The organism is Pseudovibrio sp. POLY-S9 (assembly GCF_001431305.1).
GTDB lineage: Bacteria > Pseudomonadota > Alphaproteobacteria > Rhizobiales > Stappiaceae > Pseudovibrio.
In genome coordinates, this window is record NZ_LCWX01000238.1 from 87,490 (window position 1) to 104,873 (window position 17,384).

Genomic DNA, 17,384 nt, shown 5'->3' on the forward strand with positions numbered 1-17,384 from the left:
ATCCTAAACCCAGCGGAACACGCAAAACGCATATGCCACACAGACCAACAGAGCCCACCAAAGGTTTGCGCTAACAAACCCAAGCCAAAACAGGCAGATAAACGCACTGCCCAGCAGCGAAACAAACAAGCGGTCGCCGCGTGTCGTCTCAAATTTCAAAATCCCATGCCGGGGTGTCCCCCCCGGCACAAACCATTCCCAAACCGCCATGCTGGAGATCAGCAGGCCAATGGTGATGAAGAAAATCGCAGTCGGCGACGTCCAGGCCATCCAAGAAAAATCCATAATCGCCTCCCTGTTAAACGCGGCCCAGGGCAAAGCCCTTAGCGATGTAGTTACGTACGAAATAGATCACCAGCGCACCCGGAATAATTGTCAGAATCCCCGCCGCCGCAAGTACACCCCAATCCATTCCGGAAGCTGAAACCGTACGGGTCATCGTGGCCGCAATCGGTTTAGCTGCAGTTGTGGTGAGCGTACGGGCAATCAGCAATTCCACCCAAGAGAACATAAAGCAGAAGAACGCTGCCACACCGATACCGCTTGCAATCAAAGGCATTAAGATCTTGCCGAAGAATTTCGGGAAGGAATAGCCATCGATATAAGCAGTCTCGTCAATCTCTTTTGGAACACCAGACATAAAGCCTTCCAAAATCCACACAGCCAGCGGCACGTTGAACAGACAGTGCGCCAGAGCCACTGCAAGGTGCGTGTCAATCAGACCGAAGGCGGAATAGAGCTGGAAGAAAGGCAGCGCAAACACCGCTGGCGGAGCCATACGGTTTGTCAGCAGCCAGAAGAACAGATGCTTGTCACCCAGAAACTTATAGCGCGAGAACGCATAGGCCGCTGGCAGCGCGACCGCCACGGAGATAACCGTATTGAGCGCCACATAGGTGATGGAGTTGATGTAACCGTTGTACCAGCTCGGGTCCGTGAAGATCACCATGTAGTTGGCGAGCGTCGGCTCATCCGGCCACAAGGTGAACTTGCTCAGAATCTCCTGGTTAGTCTTCAGGCTCATGTTGAAGAGCCAGTAGATCGGCAGCATCAAAAACGTGATGTACAAAGTTGGAACGAGGAAAGCATAGCGGCTTCCGGTTCTCTGTGCCTTTGCGCGGGTCCGGCTGCGTGGAGCCTGTCCACCAGCAGCAACACCACCATCAATGACTGCAGTTCCAGTTGTTGTCGACATGGTGCTTACTCCTCGCCTGCGTAGTGTTTCTTCTCAGTCCCAATGTTGTTCATCGCGGTGTAGAACACCCATGAGAACAGCAGGATGATGAGGAAGTAGACGAGTGACATTGCAGCAGCTGGTCCAAGGTCAAACTGACCAATCGCCATCTTCACAAGGTCGATACTCAGGAAGGTCGTGGAGTTACCCGGTCCGCCACCTGTCACAACAAACGGCTCGGTGTAAATCATGAAGCTGTCCATGAAGCGCAACAGAACTGCAATCAGCAACACACTGTGCATCTTTGGCAGCTGGATGTAACGGAACACCGCCCAGCGGGACGCCCCATCAATACGCGCGGCCTGATAATAAGCCTCAGGAATAGAAACAAGCCCCGCATAGCACAGCAGCACAACAAGGCTGGTCCAGTGCCATACATCCATAACAATCACGGTGGCCCATGCTGCAACAGGGTCCTGCGTGTAGTTGTAGTTGATGCCAAGAGAGTTGAGGAAATAACCCAGCAGACCAATGTCCGCACGGCCAAACACCTGCCAGATGGTACCAACTACGTTCCACGGCACGAGCAATGGCAGCGCCATCAACACCAGACAAACCGGAACGCCCCAGCCTTTTTTAGGCATACAAAGCGCAATGCCGATACCCAGCGGGATCTCGATAGCAAGAATGGAGAAGGAGAAAATCAGGTTGCGGACCAAGGCATCATGAAAGCGCTCGGAGCTGAGCAGTTCCTGAAACCATTCAATCCCAACCCAGAAAAACTGATTGTTTCCAAAGCTGTCCTGAAACGCATAGTTCACAACAGTCATCAATGGAATAACAGCGGTAAAGGCCACCAGCAAAAGAACCGGTAAAACCATGAACCAGGCTTTGTTGTTTACGGTCTTTTCCATGGATCAGGCCCCCTCGCTTACGAGCCAGCTGTCGGCATAAAGGTTCGTCTGTGTTGGATCGAAGAGAGCTGTCGGACTTTCCGGAATGCTCATGCCTTCGCCAACAATGGCATTCAGCGCAACACCTTCCATCTCACCACGCAGAATGCGGTAGCGGCCGATGTCTTCAACAGCGTTGACTTTCAACGGCAAACCTTCTCCGGCACCGCCGAGTTTCACAAACTCAGGACGGATACCAACCTCGGTTTTCTGGGCGACTTTCTTCGGATCGAGACCGCATGGCAGCGGCACACTGTGCCCACCAACACGCGCCATGGTTCCATCCACCTCACACGGCAGAATGTTCATGCCCGGAGACCCGATGAAGTAGCCAACAAAGGTATGTTGAGGTTTGCGGAACAGCTCATCAGGCGTTCCAATCTGCACAACTTCGCCGCCATACATCACCACAACCTTATCCGCGAAGGTCAAAGCCTCGGTCTGGTCATGCGTCACGTAAACCATGGTGAAGCCAAACTGCTTGTGCAGATGCTTCAACTGCGAGCGCAGAACCCACTTCATATGCGGGTCAATCACGGTCAACGGTTCATCAAACAGGATCGCGTTGGTGTCAGAACGCACCAGACCACGGCCCAGAGAGATCTTCTGCTTCTCATCAGCAGTCAGGCCCTGTGCCTTGCGCTTTGCCTTGCTCTCCAGATCAATGATCCGCAGGATTTCGTTGACCTTCTGATCAACTTCAGCTGCCGGAACACCGCGGTTGCGAAGCGGAAACGCCAGATTGTCGTAAACAGACATGGTGTCGTAAACGACCGGGAACTGGAACACCTGCGCAATGTTACGCGCTTCAGTCGACAGCTCCGTCACTGGCTTGCCATCAAACAGCAGCTCACCTTCAGAGGGTGTCAGCAAACCGGAAATGATGTTCAAAAGTGTTGTCTTGCCACAGCCGGAAGACCCAAGAAGCGCATAAGCACCGCCATCTTCAAAGGTCAGGTTAACTTCCTTCAAAGCGTAATCGCTTGGGCTTGTTGGGGTCGGCAAATAAGAGTGGCGAATGTGGTCGAGATCAATACGTGCCATGCTCGCCTCCTTAAACCGCTTCACGCATGAGAGACGCAACAGAGCGGCCCTCATCATCAAAAACCATGAAGTTCTTGGCATCCACATACACGTCGATCTTGGCATCCACGTCTACGTTATGAATGCCATGTTCCAGCGCCACCCAGCGGTGCCTCAGGCATGTCAGGTGGATGAAGCTCTCAGAACCGGTAATCTCGGAGACATCAACAACCGCAGGAAGACACACAGCATCTTCACTTGGGCGCTGCAGGTAAAGGTGATGTGGCCGGAAACCTGCTTTGTAATGCCCATCAGGAAGACGCTTCTCTTCTTCTGATGCCGGAATAACCGTGCCATTTGACGTGCGGAACTCGCCCCCGCTCTTCGTCAGACCCAGAAGGTTCAGCGGCGGATCAGAGAAAGTCTGCGCAGTAACGATGTCCTGAGGATTGCGGTAAACATCAATGGTATCACCAAACTGCGAAACCTGCCCCTCATGCAAGGTGGCTGTACGCCCGCCCAGCAACAAAGCTTCTGTCGGTTCTGTTGTTGCATATACAAACACAGCACCGCTTTCAGAAAAGATCTTCGGCAGCTCGTCACGCAGTTCTTCGCGCAGTTTGTAATCCAGGTTCGCCAATGGCTCATCCATCAGCACCAGATGCGCCCCTTTGACCAGCGCACGTGCAATAGCAGTACGCTGCTGCTGACCACCAGAAAGGTTCAGCGGTGTTCTGTCCAGATAAGGTGTGAGCTTCATCAAGTCCGCAGCTTTGCGCACTTGCTTGTCAACATCAGCCCCTTTTACTCCCGCAACGCGCAGCGGGCTGGCGATGTTTTCATAAACCGTGAGAGCCGGGTAGTTGATGAACTGCTGATAGACCATGGCGACGTCGCGCTTGCGCACGGAAACACCGGTCATATCCTGTCCATTTACGAGCACATGCCCTGCAGTTGGCGTGTCCAGCCCTGCCATCAAACGCATAAGCGTTGTCTTGCCTGACAGTGTTGGTCCCAACAATACGTTCAATGAACCACTTTCAAGACGCAAAGACACGTCGCGAATATGGTCCATACCGTCAACAGTCTTGCTGACGCCCCTTAATTCAAGCATGTTGCCCTCCCGGAACAGAAAGCGACCCAACTGCTTCCTGCGGTACGCGCTGCTTGCACTGCGGTACCTTCATATTCCTGACTGTAATTCCAAAAAACAACTCGGTGGTCGAGCTGAATCTCTTAGTAAAGGTCCCAGCCTTTTAAAGAACTGCGCCGCTTTGCAACGCTACGCATCTGTCAATTTTTCACGAGCCTCCCCGAACACTTTCAAGTTCTGCTTTCTTACGCAGCTCCGTCCCTACAAAGTGCCATTAGAGATCAAAATTAAACTACGTCCTAACCAACACGTCAATTTTCGTTTACAGTCGATTACGCGCATATTCGCGTAATTTCGAAATATAAGCGAAACCACTTAAGCGTCAATTCGAAAATTGATAAAACGAAACTCTCAGTTGTTATCCATTAGGATGAGAACGCACCCAGTGCGGCAGAAAATGTTGAAGATCTGTCATTCTTGCATCTGACAGCCTGAACCAATAACACGTTGAAAAGACTGCGCTGTTGACGCAAACTCTGATTTAATGAGCTAGCTAATATTTTCGCGGCGAAATAATTCGAACCTAAATTCCCTATTCAGATGTTCTCCACCGGGTGTGGTCAATTCATGAAACCACCTTGCTCAAACATCGATTCTGACAACCGCTTCCGGAGAGGATCACCTCTCCTCCCCCTCTTTCGCAAGCCCCCTTGCCCTTCAGGTAGATGCAACCCTATTGTCGTGTAGAGCAATAAAACCAAGGCAGCTAGCTTCGGTCGCTCTGGGAGGGGAACTGCATCATGGACTTTTGCCTACAGCTTTATAGCGCACGAAACTTCCAGCCTTGGAAAGAGGTTTTTCAGGAAACAGCTCTCCTCGGCTACACACAGGTAGAAGGTTTCGAGGAGCTCTATCCCACATTGGAAGCCGCTCAGACAGTGCGAGACCTCCTCGATCAGTACGACCTAGACATGCCCTCCGGCCACTTCGACCTCAAGGATCTGGAAGAGAACCTCGATCAGTGCATCAAGATCGCAGTCCTCCTCGGCATGCACACCATCTTCGCTCCTTACCTCACACCAGAACAACGCCCGACAACAAAGAGAGAATGGATCATCTTCGCCCACCGTTTGGAGCACATGGCCAACACGCTCAAGCATAAAGGCTTCCACTTCGGCTGGCACAACCACGATTTCGAGTTCAAACCTCTCCCGGACGGCACCATTCCTATGGAACTGATCATCTCAGAAGCTCCCACTGTGGAATGGGAGATCGATGCCGCATGGATCATCAAAGCAGGTCTGGACCCGCTGGACTGGATCGAAGCCCACGGCACCCGCATCACCGCAGTCCATATCAAAGACATCGCTCCGGAAGGCGAAGGCACAGATGAAGATGGCTGGGCAGATGTCGGCTTCGGCACCGTCCCATGGGGCCACATTCTGACGGCCTTGCAGGAAAAAACCCGAACCAAAATCTACATTCTCGAACACGATGATCCGAACAATTTTCTCCGCTTCGCTGACCGTTCCTTAACCTCACTTAAAATGCTTGAGGGTGTATAGGTAGTTTGCCATAGACACGCCTTTCCCTTGCATTAAGGCAAGTCGATTGTCTCCACCAAGGAGACGGCATAAGGGAGAGGTAGGATGAACAGACGAGAGTTTCTCGGAGCATCTGCCCTAACAATTTCCAGCGCCTATTATATGGGCATCGTTGCTGGACCTGTTTTCGCTGAAAGCGAAAAAACAAACTCTGTCAAAAACGCAAAAGTCACGTATTTTGACGCCCGTCCAGGCGCCCGCTCCAGAGACATTGGCTTCGATTCCGATGGCATGGTTTGGTACTGCGGACAGGCAGATGGCACACTCACACGTCTTGATCCTGACAACGGAGAACTCCACCCGGTCTCACTGGGCGAAAATGCAGCCCCACACGGCGTGGTGCTCGGCCCCGATAACGCAATGTGGGTCACCGAAGGCGGACAAAACGCCATCGCACGTGTTGATCCGGCAACAGACGCCGTCACCCTCATTCCGCTACCTGCCGAGTTCGCAGACGCAAACCTCAACACAGGCATCTTCGACCACGACGGCATCTACTGGTTCACCGGACAAAACGGCGTCTATGGCCGCGTTGACCCCGTCACACAAGAGATCGAAGTCTGGCCAAGCCCTCAAGGCCCCGGCCCTTATGGCATCACTGTCACACCGCAAGGTGATGTCTGGTACGCGTCCCTCGCCGGCAGTCACATCGCCAATATTGACAGAACCAATGGACGCGCCCGCATCGTGACGCCTCCAACAAAAGAGCAAGGCGCCCGCCGCGTCTGGTCCAACTCAGAAGGCAAGCTCTGGGTCAGTGAGTGGCTCTCCGGTCAGGTCAGCGAATACGACCCGAAGGCAGACACATGGCGCGCATGGCGTCTCCCCGGCAATGACCCACTGCCCTACTCGGTCTACGTCGATGAGAACGATAAGGTCTGGCTCACAGACTTTGATGCCGACGCCATCGTCCATTTTGATCCGGATACAGAAGAGTTCACCAGCTTCCCAAGCAACAAAGCAGACGCTGACGTCCGCCAGATGGCAGGACGTAAAGGCGAAGCATGGGGCGGAGAATCCGGAACAGACAGGATCGTGCGCATCCAGTTTGATGAAACCGAAACAACACCATCCTGAGTACAACAGGATCAGCAAAAAAGAGGGCGCTCAATCGGGCGCCCTTTCCCATTTAAAACCTGCAAATTTTAAGCAAAAAAAGGTGATTTGAGAAAAAAACCTGCGCTGATAAAAACCAGCGATCAGGAAGCATATCTAAGCCTGCCTAACCAAATCGGTACCTGTACTGAAACGCAAATTCAGTCCTGAATGGCAGATAAACAGCTGACCATCATCTCAATTTATCTCTGGAAAGAAGCAATATGAAGAAAGTGATTTTAGGCCTTGCTATTGCCGCATGCGCAACGCCTGCACTGGCTGGTGAAGTGACTTTGAACAACACTCAAATTACTGAGTTATTGACCGGCTCAACCATCAAAGGCATCCACTTTGCCGCTGAAACACGCCAGTACTTCTCCGAGTCTGGTCTCACCCTCTGGATCAAAGAAGGCGACGCAAAACCATCCGAAGCGCGCTACAAGATCGAGAACAATCAGTACTGCTCCAGCTGGACCGGTCTTTGGAGCAAAGAAGAATATGGCTGCTTCAACATCACCCATGATAAAGAGCAGGGCATTTACTACTTCATCAACGAAGATTTCCGCGCGCCATTTATCCTGAACAACAAGTTCCAGCTTACATTTGATTGATCTGCATTACGCTCCGGTTCTAAAGCGGGTTCCGTTTTAGAACTGGAATGCCATCTGGTCTTTGCTGGCACCGGTTCCGTGCGGAATACCCTCGTGATCCAGCAACCAGACTTTTGTATCCAGCCCGCCACCAAATCCAACCAGAGCACCATTCGCTCCAATCACCCGATGGCATGGAATAACAATCGGCAATGGGTTCGCATTGTTCGCCAGCCCCACAGCACGGCTCGCACCCGGATTGCCTAGCGCTTTCGCAACATCACCATAACTGCGCGTTTCCCCAAACGGGATCGCCGCAAGTTGCTCCCAAACGCTCTTTTGAAAGTCAGTGCCAATCAGCTTCCAGTTCAAAGAAAACTCTTTTAGCTCCCCTGCAAAGTAAGCCTCAAGCTGCGCAATCAAGTCCGCATAAGGCGTGGCATCTTCCACCCAGCCGTCTTCAACAAACCGCCTGCGTGCACTTTCAGGAAAATGAAGAAACTCCAGTCCACCAGCTTCTCCACCAATCAGCAAAGACCCAACCGGGCTTTCATAACTGCAATATGTGATTGGCTCTGAAACGCTGGTCATGAAAGTTTTCTCCCCCTGAAAACGCATAAAAAAACTCTCCACCACGATCAGCAGCGGAGAGTTCTTTAAAGCTTAGTGAAGGCGTCAGAGCTTAGCAAGCTCACGCTCCTCAATCAGCAGCGTAAGTAACCTGTTTTTGAACACCAAGACCTTCAATACCTAGCTCCATCTTGTCGCCCGGCTTCAGGTAGGTCTCTGGCTTCTGCCCCATGCCAACACCCGGAGGCGTGCCAGTGGAGATCACATCACCCGGCTGCAAGCTCATGAACTGCGACAGATGCGAAATCACCTTCGCCACATCAAACACCATGGTTTTGGTAGAACCGTTCTGATAGCGATGGCCGTTCACTTCCAGATACATGGAAAGGTTCTGCGGGTCTTCCACCTCATCACGGGTCACAAGCCACGGGCCAATTGGACCAAAGGTGTCAGCAGATTTACCCTTCACCCACTGGCCACTGCGGTGCAGCTGGAAATCACGCTCAGACAGATCGTTGACCACGCAATATCCGGCCACATGATCCAGCGCGCCTTTTTCGCTCACATACTTGGTGTGTTTACCAATCACCACACCCAGTTCTACTTCCCAGTCTGTTTTCACAGACCCACGCGGAATCTCGATGTCATCATTCGGGCCACAAATAGCTGAGGTCGCCTTGAAGAAGGTCACAGGCTCTTTTGGCACTTCCATGCCCGCTTCAGCAGCATGGTCGGAATAGTTAAGGCCAATACAGATGAACTTGCCCACATTGCCGACACAGGCACCAATGCGCGGATTACCTTCCACCACTGGCAGGCTGGTCAGGTCCAGCTCCGCAATTTTTGCAAGACCTTCCGCGCTGAGCGTATCTCCAGCAATGTCACCAACCACACCAGAAAGGTCGCGAATGTTGCCATCCGCATCCAGAACACCCGGTTTTTCAGCGTTCAGCTCACCATATCTAAGAAGCTTCATATCCTACCCATTTTCTTATACTGACCAACCGCCATCAATGGCGTGCGTCTGACCTGTTGTAAACGCGCTATCATCACTACCAAGGTAAACAGCCAGCGCAGCAATCTCTTCTGGCTTGCCAATGCGTCCCATAGGTTGACGCGCAATAAAATCTTTCATCGCTTGTTCGTAATTGCCCGTGGCCTTCAACCGGTCATGCAGGGACGGACTGTCGACCGTTCCCGGACAAATCGCATTACAGCGAACACCTTTGGTCACAAAATCCGCTGCAATTGCCTTGGTCAGGCCAATCACTGCTGCTTTGGAGGAGCAATAAACAAACCGGTTCGGCACCCCCTTCAACGACGACGCCACAGACGACATGTTGATGATGGAACCACCACCATTTTCCAGCATGCCAGGAATCGCAGCACGGCAGAGGCGGTACATCGCCTTCACATTCAGATTGAAAGAGAAGTCCCACGCATCTTCATCACAGTCGAGAATCGTACCGCTGTGTACGAAGCCCGCACAGTTGAACAAAATGTCCAACGGCCCTGTAACTTCCAGAGTATCACGTACATCATCTGCATTGGTCACATCCAGCCTCAGGCCGGTCACACCCTCAATCGCATTCAACTCTGTAAGCGCAGTTTCGTTGATGTCTGTTGCAAAAACCTTTGCGCCTTCAGCAGCATAGGCTTCTACCGTAGAACGGCCAATTCCCTGCCCTGCAGCGGTGATAAGGGCTGTCTTGCCAGTCAATCGTCCCATGTGTCCTCCCCCGGACTGAATCTCTCAAAATTTAGGCTCGGCCAAACGGACCTGAAACTCGGATTATTAGAGAGGAAGCACCGCTTATCGTCAAAACAAAAGGCAAGTGGCCCGTTGGCCCTCTCCCAAAGACCGCAGAAATCCGTCAGTTCACCAAATCACATAACGGCATAACTTAAATATAAAAACTTCTTTCAAATGTAAATTAGAAATTGACAAGGTCGAATTTTGCGTCAAAAAATATGCTCACATCAAACAGAGCTGATCATGGCAGACACACAGACAACGCAAGACAAAGCTGAAAAATACCGCGCTCCTGCTTTGGAGAAGGGACTGGATATTCTGGAACTGCTGTCCCAGTACGCATCCGGCCTGTCTCAGGCAGAGATCGCAAAAGCACTCGACCGGTCCCCCAATGAGATCTACCGCATGCTCACCACACTGGTGCGCCGCGAGTATGTATCGCGCTCCATAGAAGGCGACCGCTTTCAGCTCAGCCTGAAAATGTATTCCATGTCGCATCGCCACCCACCCGTCACACGGTTGTTGGAAGCGGCGGTGCCCATGATGCGCAAAACGGCCAAGGACGTTCACCAGTCCAACCACATCGGTATGGAGCATCAGGGAGAGATCGTTGTTGTCGCCAGCGTGGAAGCGCCGGGCAACTGGAGCTTCGTCCTCAAAACCGGCTCGGTCATCGGCCTCTGGAACACAGGCACCGGACGGGCAATCGCTGCCTTCCAGAAGCCGGAGATCCGAGAGCTCATGTACAACCAGCATGAGCCCGCACTCGGAGAACCGGAGATGAGCCTCGATGCATTCCGTGCCATTCTGGATGAAGTACAGGAACAAGGTTTCGTACGCATGCCATCCGCCAGCACAGTCGGCGTTACAAATCTGGCCTTCCCAATTCTGGGACCAGATGGAAACGCAGTCGCTGCACTCAGCTGTCCATTCATGGAGCGCATCGACGATTTCAAAGCACCGGGAATTGAAGACGTTCAACAAGCCTACGCTCAGGTAGCGAAGGACATCACCAGCATTTACGGCACAGTGCCAACATAAGGAAATTGCTATGGGCTTGGGAGGGAAGCTGGCTCATCGACAATTGGGGGGAACAGATCTGCAACTGCCAACATTGGGAATCGGCGGCGCAGCATTTGGTGGGCTGTTTGCAACAGCTCCTCGCAAAGAGTCTATGAGCACATTGGATCGCGCCAAAGAGGTTGGTCTCACCTACATTGACACCGCCCCTTACTATGGCTTTGGCCGCTCCGAACGTGTCATTGGAGATGCCGTGCGCAAGCACGACTACATCCTCTCCACCAAGGTTGGCCGCTTGCTGAAACCGGGCATGGCAGACAACCCGGCCCAGTTCGGCTGGCCAGACCCACTGCCCTTCCATCCGGCCTATGATTATTCGTATGACGGCATCATGCGCTCCTACGAGGCCAGTCTGCATCGCACCGGTCTCGACCGACTTGATATCCTGTTGGTGCATGATATCGGCACTGCGACCCATGGCCTGAAAGAAAACCGCCGCCATATGAAGGACCTGCAAGGCGGCATCAGGGCTCTTCAGGAGCTCAAGTCCTCAGGTGCTATTTCAGCAATGGGCCTTGGCGTAAACGAGACCGCCATTTGCATGGAGTTGATGGAGCAAGCCCACTGGGACGCCTTCCTCCTTGCTGGCCGTTACACCTTGCTGGAGCAAGCCCCTCTCAAGGATTTGCTGCCAGCCTGCACAAAGGCCCAAACCTCCATCATTCTCGGCGGCCCGTTTAACTCAGGCATCCTCGTTGGCGGCAACACCTGGAACTACGGAAGCGCACCGCCTGAAATTCTGGCCCATGTGACGGCACTGAAAGAATGCTGTCAGGAGTTTTCGGTTGATCTGGCTGCAGCAGCCCTGCACTTCCCACTCGCGCACCCAGCAATCGCCAGCGTTATTCCCGGCATGCGCAATCGCAGCGAGCTGGAAGATATCCTCAAATGGATCGCTGCCGACATTCCCGACGCCTTCTGGGCACGACTGAAAGAACGAGACCTTCTTCCCGCTGAAGCCCCGGTCCCATCTGGCAATCTCTTCTTCGAACAAGAGGTGAAGCATGCTTAGGATCGATGCCCACCACCATTTCTGGAAGCTTTCCCGCGGCGACTACAGCTGGCTGACACCAGACCTGAACGTCCTTTACCGCGACTTCCTCACCAGTGACATCCAACCCCTGCTCACACAGGCAAAGATGGACGGAACCATCCTCGTTCAGGCTGCAGACACAGTTGAAGAAACTCTCTTCATGCTGGAGCTGGCTGCAGCACACGACTGGATCCTCGGCGTCGTCGGCTGGGTAGACATGGAAGCAGCGAACGCGCCAGACATCATCAGTGAACTCTCCCAAAACCCAAAGCTCGTCGGCATTCGTCCGATGATACAGGACATTGAAGACGACGAGTGGATGCTGCAGGACAATCTGCACCCCGCCATTCAAGCCCTCATTGACAACAACTTGACACTCGACCTGCTGGTCCAGCCCCGGCACCTGCCGCACCTTAAAACCTTCCTCAGCCGCTACCCGGATCTGCGCGCAGTCATCGACCATGGCGCCAAACCGGATATCCGCAACAAGGCCATCGAGACGTGGTCCCAACACGTCAGCGACATCGCACGCACCTCCAACGTCTGCTGCAAACTCTCAGGTCTCCTGACTGAGGCCTCCGAAAACGCAGAGATCGAAGACATTGCCCCCTACGCCTTTCACATTCTGAAATGCTTTGGACCGGAGCGCGTCATGTTCGGCAGCGATTGGCCCGTCCTTCTCCTCGCGAATACCTATCAAAACTGGGTGGATATGGTGGAGCAGCTCACAGCTGATCTGCCACAGGCAGACTGGGAGGCCATCTTTGGTGGCACCGCTGCAAAGTTCTATCTCACCAAAACAATGGAAACTCTCTGAAATGTCGGCACCCATTCCAGCCAGCGTCAAACTTCAGCCAGCGGACAACGTCATCATCGCCACAAGAGCTTTGCAGCCGGGTGATAAGGCAGGCAATCTTCAGGTCCTCGACAATATCTCCGCAGGTCACAAAATCGCCGAACACGACATCAAGCAGGGACAAGCGCTGATCAAGTTCGGTCAGACCATCGGCTTCGCAACAACGGACATTCAGGCAGGCGCCCATGTGCACTCGCACAACATGGAGTTCTCTGACCCCGGCGTGCACCACAGCTTCTGCAAGGACTACAAACCAACGCAATATGCCGAGCACCCGGAAGAGCGTACCTTCCTCGGCTATCACCGCGAAGATGGCAGCGTCGGCACCCGCAACTACATAGCAGTCCTCACCAGCGTAAACTGCTCCGCCACCGCAGCTCACCGCATCGCAGATGCTTTCAGTGATGAAGACCTGTTGCAGTTTGAAAATGTAGACGGTGTCGCCTCCTTCGCTCACGGCACAGGCTGCGGCATGGCAGGCGACAATGAGGGCTTCGCCAACCTCCAACGCGTCCTCTGGGGCTACGCCAAAAACCCAAATGTCGGCGGCGTTCTGCTGGTTGGCTTAGGCTGCGAAGTCAACCAAATCGACTTCCTGCTGGATGCCTATGACTTGAAGCAGTCACCAACATTTCAGTTCATGAACATTCAGGGCATGGGCGGCCTGCGCAAAACCATCGAAGCAGGCATTGAAAAAGTCAAAGCCATGCTGCCGGAAGTCAACAAAGCCTCTCGTCAGCCAGCGCCACTCTCCAAACTCATGGTCGGCCTGCAATGCGGTGGCTCTGATGGCTGGTCCGGGGTCACCGCCAACCCAGCTCTTGGTTATGCGACCGACCTGCTCGTCAAATACGGCGGCACCTCAGTCCTTTCTGAGACCTCTGAGATCTACGGCGCAGAACACTTGCTCACCAGCCGCGCCGCAAACCAGAAGGTCGCCGAGAAACTGGTGGAACGCGTCCGCTGGTGGGAGGACTACACCGCCCGCAACAACGGCACCATGGACAACAACCCCTCACCGGGCAACAAACGCGGTGGCCTGACAACCATCCTAGAAAAGTCCCTCGGAGCTGTCGCCAAAGGTGGCACCACTGCTCTGGAAGGCGTGTACAAATACGGCGAGCCGATTGAAACCAAAGGCTTCGTCTTCATGGACAGTCCCGGCTATGATCCTGCTTCCGTCACCGGCCAGATCGCCAGCGGCTGCAACCTGATCGTCTTCACAACAGGCCGCGGCTCCGCGTTCGGCAGCAAGCCATCCCCCACAATCAAGGTCGCCAGCAACACATCACTCTTTGAGCATATGCCAGAAGACATGGACTTCAACGCAGGCTCCATCATCTCCGAAGGCAGATCCATCGAAGAAGTCGGCACAGAGCTTTTCGAGCTGATGATCAAGGTCGCCTCAGGCGAACACAGCAAGTCAGAAGCGCAAGGACTGGGCGACTACGAGTTCGTCCCATGGCAAATCGGCGCAGTGATGTAGCGGGATTACTACCCTCTGAACCTAGTCCGGTATTCGCGCGGGGTCATACCTTTCACCGCGCGAAACTGCCTGTTAAAGTTGGCCAGCGCCGAATACCCAACATTATGAGCAATCATTGAGACCGGCGCATCCCCGCCGGCAAGCTGTGCACACGCATCCCCAATCCGAATGCGTTTCAGGTACTCTGAGATTGTCTGTCCCGTATGCCGCTGAAACAACCGGTGCACTCCGGAGACACTCAGCGCCGCAGTCTCGGCTAGTTCTTCCAGCGTCAACACACGCGCATACTCGGAGTGAATGAGCGTCAACACCCTGTCGATGCGCTCATTGCCACCATCCGCACTGGAAAGCACAACCGGATCATGCGCCAGCTGCATCGCATATTCATCCTCTGAGAGTTCAGATAAAACCCTGAGAACGATAAACAAGCGCTCCAGAGGGTCTTCCTCAAAGAAACTCTTGATCTTGGGCACCACACGTCGCCGCGCTGCATCACTGAAGCTTAGCCCCGCCAGTGCCCGCTGAAACAGCTTCTTAACACCAGCCAGTTCTGCCATCTCGCTGGTAATTCGCTCAATCCACTCCGGCTCAAACCAGATAACCAATGCCTGATGCGGCTCACTCTCGTCAGGCCGACTGTTAGATGCCCACGTATGCGGAAGATTAGGTCCAAGCAGTACAAGGTCTGAGTGCCCATAGTCCCCTACATGATCACCTACATAGCGTTGCCCTTCAGAGTTCAACGTCAGGGTCAACTCATATTCAGGATGGTGATGCCAGGAGAACGGAATGCCGTCATGAAGACGCCGGTTCATCACCTTGAATGACCCGTCTTCAGACTCCGGCACTTTCTCCAGATATGACCGCATTTCACCCTCTGAACCAATAAGACGCCAGAATAGTACCAGTATCCGCTAGTTTAGAACAACTCTCACATACCAGAGTGAATAAACTTACAAGTTCATCGAAGGATCTGGGAGGACCAAATGGACGCTGAACTGCTTGCAGACAATCACTGGGGCTCAACCGCAACCGACACCCAGTTGAAGGACATCAAAAAGACGCTACCGCTGCGCGTCTTATCAGAAGAAGACTGGCAGCACTGGATCACCCGCGGCTACGTTATTGTGCGTCAGGCTGTCCCGCAGGAAAATGTGAAAAGGCTGGTCGATCTGCTTTGGGAGTTTGACGAAAAAGATTCCTCTGATCCATCGACTTGGTACACCCCACAACGCCGCGCACACAAAATGCAAGAGCTGAACAACGCAGGCATGCTGGAAATCTATAATCACCAGTACCTGTGGGACAACCGCATGCAACAACGCGTCTACGATGCTTTCGTAGACATCTGGGACCGGGAGGACCTTTGGGTCAGCATCGACCGCGCAAACCTCAATCCGCCCAAGAAAAACCGCGACGGCAAACCCGGGTTCATCCATTGGGATGTAGACACATCCCTGCGCCCTCAACCAATCAGCGTTCAGGGCGTTCTTTCATTAATCAAACAGGATGATGAAACTGGTGGCTTTCAATGTATCCCAAAGCTCTTTGAAGAATTCGATGAATGGGTCAAGACCCAACCAGAAGACCGCGACCCCAAACATCCAGACTACTCTGGCTTTGAGATCGAGAATATTGAAATGGAGCCGGGCGACCTGATGATTTTCAACGCCCTCCTCGCCCATGGCATCCGCCCCAACAACTCAAAAGACAAAGTGCGCATCGCCCAATACATCTCCATGTACCCATCTGAGCAAGCCAATGAGGGGCACAGACAAGACCGCATCCATCAATGGCGCAACATGGAGCCACCACAAAGAGCATCCTTCCCCGGCGACCCGCGAGATTGGGAAAAGAAAAATGCTAAAACGGCAGAACTGACCGATCTCGGCAAGAAGCTTCTCGGACTGGACCTCTGGTAAAACAAAAATAAGCGTTTCCTCATAATGGGGAAACGCTCTTGCACCGTAACTCATTGAGTTATGCGTAGCTGACGACCTCAAACTCGATGCCATCATCATCATCAAAGTAGAAGCGTCGACCTGGCTCATAGTCAGCATGGTTTCGGGTCTTGTATCCGCCCGCCAAAACTTTCTTCTCAACCGCATCCAAATCATCAACCACCACGCCAACGTGGTTCAAGCTGCCATGAGTGACGTAGTTGTCTTCTTGAGTGGCTTTGGTGTTTCCAAGGGAATAAACAGCGATATAGCTGTCGTCCGATCCAACATGAACGGTTGTTCCACCAGCCCGGGCAGCCCCCTGCCAACGCACATTCCAGCCAAACCAATCTGAAAGACGGCCCGCGGTCGCAACTGGGTCAGAAACGGTGATGTTGACGTGCTCTAAAAAACTCTTTGTCATCGCAATAGCCTTTCTTTTGACTTCTGATGACACCCTGTTTAGGAGTTCAAGTTAAGTTTAAGTCAAGCACTATTTTTGAGAAATTTATGCAGCACTCAGATGTCATGACAATCGGTGAGTTAGCCGACCGTACCGGCCTCACCACTTCCGCCATTCGTTTCTACGAGACCAAGGGAATTGTCACTGCCAGCCGAAATTCTGGTGGTCAGCGCCGTTTTATGCGCGCAGACATCCGCCGCTTATCATTTGCGTTAGTCGCGCAGGAGTTTGGCTTCACCATCAAAGAGATTTCAGATCAACTCGGGACTCTTCCCCCAGGCCGTGCGCCAAACAAAGCTGAGTGGCAACGCTTGAGCCAGCAGTTCAAAGTTCATCTGAATGAGCGCATTGCACGCATGGAAAACCTGAGAGCGCAACTGGAAGGCTGTATGGGGTGCGGCTGCCTATCTCTGGACAAATGCGAGCTCTACAACGCCGGAGACGCCGCCTCCAGCTACGGCCGCGGCCCCCGCTTCATCTATGGCGACAAGTCATTTAAAGATGAAAGCTAGGGTGCGGTAACCGGAGTTGTCGTGTTTCAAAATTTAGACAACAAAAAACCCGTCATCATGATGATAACGGGTTTTAATCTTTGGTTGCGGGGGTAGGATTTGAACCTACGACCTTCAGGTTATGAGCCTGACGAGCTACCGGGCTGCTCCACCCCGCGG

The 17,384-nt window shown here is 53.2% G+C and carries 19 protein-coding genes and 1 tRNA gene; 9 read left to right on the forward strand and 11 right to left on the reverse strand.

The annotated features are described in order from the left end of the window. Nucleotides 1–3: 3 nt before the first annotated feature. From PPL9_RS26265 to PPL9_RS26285, 5 genes are all read right to left on the reverse strand, one after another. Nucleotides 4–285: a DUF2160 family membrane protein gene (locus PPL9_RS26265; RefSeq protein WP_057465479.1), complete on the reverse strand. Its 282-nt coding sequence runs from the start codon at nt 283–285 to the stop codon at nt 4–6. Nucleotides 286–298: 13 nt separating this feature from the next. Then, nucleotides 299–1,051 carry a carbohydrate ABC transporter permease gene (locus tag PPL9_RS26270; protein ID WP_244273484.1) on the reverse strand — a complete coding sequence of 251 codons (753 nt, stop codon included), beginning with the start codon at nt 1,049–1,051 and terminating at the stop codon, nt 299–301. 149 nt (nt 1,052–1,200) lie between these two features. Further along, complete coding sequence (locus tag PPL9_RS26275) at nt 1,201–2,088, reverse strand: sugar ABC transporter permease (RefSeq protein WP_057465481.1); 888 nt, start codon at nt 2,086–2,088, stop codon at nt 1,201–1,203. Between the two features lie 3 nt (nt 2,089–2,091). Then, a complete protein-coding gene (locus tag PPL9_RS26280; protein WP_057465482.1) occupies nt 2,092–3,171 on the reverse strand; it encodes an ABC transporter ATP-binding protein in 1,080 nt (359 codons plus the stop codon). Nucleotides 3,172–3,181: 10 nt separating this feature from the next. Continuing rightward, nucleotides 3,182–4,264, reverse strand: a complete 1,083-nt coding sequence (locus tag PPL9_RS26285; RefSeq protein ID WP_057465501.1) for an ABC transporter ATP-binding protein — start codon at nt 4,262–4,264, stop codon at nt 3,182–3,184. Nucleotides 4,265–5,043: 779 nt separating this feature from the next. Here PPL9_RS26285 and PPL9_RS26290 point away from each other — a divergent pair. From PPL9_RS26290 to PPL9_RS26300, 3 genes are all read left to right on the forward strand, one after another. Next, nucleotides 5,044–5,808 (forward strand): sugar phosphate isomerase/epimerase, encoded by a 765-nt coding sequence (locus PPL9_RS26290; RefSeq protein ID WP_057465483.1) that lies wholly within the window; start codon nt 5,044–5,046, stop codon nt 5,806–5,808. 84 nt (nt 5,809–5,892) lie between these two features. Then, a complete protein-coding gene (locus PPL9_RS26295; protein ID WP_057465484.1) occupies nt 5,893–6,924 on the forward strand; it encodes a hypothetical protein in 1,032 nt (343 codons plus the stop codon). 242 nt (nt 6,925–7,166) lie between these two features. After that, complete coding sequence (locus PPL9_RS26300; RefSeq protein ID WP_057465485.1) at nt 7,167–7,553, forward strand: hypothetical protein; 387 nt, start codon at nt 7,167–7,169, stop codon at nt 7,551–7,553. 36 nt (nt 7,554–7,589) lie between these two features. Here PPL9_RS26300 and PPL9_RS26305 read toward each other — a convergent pair whose 3' ends face one another. From PPL9_RS26305 to PPL9_RS26315, 3 genes are all read right to left on the reverse strand, one after another. After that, complete coding sequence (locus tag PPL9_RS26305) at nt 7,590–8,123, reverse strand: methylated-DNA--[protein]-cysteine S-methyltransferase (RefSeq protein WP_057465502.1); 534 nt, start codon at nt 8,121–8,123, stop codon at nt 7,590–7,592. Between the two features lie 109 nt (nt 8,124–8,232). Next, nucleotides 8,233–9,078: a fumarylacetoacetate hydrolase family protein gene (locus PPL9_RS26310; RefSeq protein WP_057465486.1), complete on the reverse strand. Its 846-nt coding sequence runs from the start codon at nt 9,076–9,078 to the stop codon at nt 8,233–8,235. A gap of 15 nt (nt 9,079–9,093) precedes the next feature. Further along, on the reverse strand, nt 9,094–9,831 hold the full coding sequence (locus tag PPL9_RS26315; protein ID WP_057465487.1) for an SDR family oxidoreductase: 738 nt from the start codon (nt 9,829–9,831) through the stop codon (nt 9,094–9,096). Nucleotides 9,832–10,098: 267 nt separating this feature from the next. Here PPL9_RS26315 and PPL9_RS26320 point away from each other — a divergent pair, with 267 nt between their 5' ends. The 4 genes from PPL9_RS26320 to PPL9_RS26335 are packed head-to-tail and all read left to right on the forward strand — an operon-like array spanning nt 10,099 to nt 14,310. Further along, nucleotides 10,099–10,896 (forward strand): IclR family transcriptional regulator, encoded by a 798-nt coding sequence (locus PPL9_RS26320; RefSeq protein WP_057465488.1) that lies wholly within the window; start codon nt 10,099–10,101, stop codon nt 10,894–10,896. A 10-nt stretch (nt 10,897–10,906) separates the two neighbouring features. After that, nucleotides 10,907–11,947: an aldo/keto reductase gene (locus tag PPL9_RS26325; protein ID WP_057465489.1), complete on the forward strand. Its 1,041-nt coding sequence runs from the start codon at nt 10,907–10,909 to the stop codon at nt 11,945–11,947. Beyond that, the gene (locus PPL9_RS26330; RefSeq protein WP_057465490.1) at nt 11,940–12,785 is read left to right on the forward strand and encodes an amidohydrolase family protein; all 846 of its coding nucleotides are present in this window, start codon (nt 11,940–11,942) and stop codon (nt 12,783–12,785) included. The genes PPL9_RS26325 and PPL9_RS26330 overlap by 8 nt, the downstream gene beginning before the upstream one ends. Nucleotide 12,786: 1 nt before the next feature. Then, a complete protein-coding gene (locus PPL9_RS26335) occupies nt 12,787–14,310 on the forward strand; it encodes an altronate dehydratase family protein (protein WP_057465491.1) in 1,524 nt (507 codons plus the stop codon). Nucleotides 14,311–14,318: 8 nt separating this feature from the next. Here PPL9_RS26335 and PPL9_RS26340 read toward each other — a convergent pair whose 3' ends face one another. Further along, entirely contained in the window at nt 14,319–15,179 is an 861-nt protein-coding gene (locus PPL9_RS26340; RefSeq protein WP_057465492.1) for an AraC family transcriptional regulator, read from the reverse strand. A gap of 117 nt (nt 15,180–15,296) precedes the next feature. Between PPL9_RS26340 and PPL9_RS26345 the strand changes: the two genes are divergently transcribed. After that, on the forward strand, nt 15,297–16,232 hold the full coding sequence (locus tag PPL9_RS26345) for a phytanoyl-CoA dioxygenase family protein (protein ID WP_057465493.1): 936 nt from the start codon (nt 15,297–15,299) through the stop codon (nt 16,230–16,232). 58 nt (nt 16,233–16,290) lie between these two features. On the opposite strand, the gene PPL9_RS26350 is transcribed toward PPL9_RS26345, so the two are convergent. Then, nucleotides 16,291–16,674: a VOC family protein gene (locus tag PPL9_RS26350; protein WP_057465494.1), complete on the reverse strand. Its 384-nt coding sequence runs from the start codon at nt 16,672–16,674 to the stop codon at nt 16,291–16,293. 86 nt (nt 16,675–16,760) lie between these two features. Between PPL9_RS26350 and soxR the strand changes: the two genes are divergently transcribed. Next, nucleotides 16,761–17,225: a redox-sensitive transcriptional activator SoxR gene (gene soxR, locus PPL9_RS26355; RefSeq protein WP_057465495.1), complete on the forward strand. Its 465-nt coding sequence runs from the start codon at nt 16,761–16,763 to the stop codon at nt 17,223–17,225. An 81-nt stretch (nt 17,226–17,306) separates the two neighbouring features. Here soxR and PPL9_RS26360 read toward each other — a convergent pair. Next, nucleotides 17,307–17,383 (reverse strand) — tRNA-Met (locus PPL9_RS26360). Nucleotide 17,384: the final 1 nt, after the last annotated feature.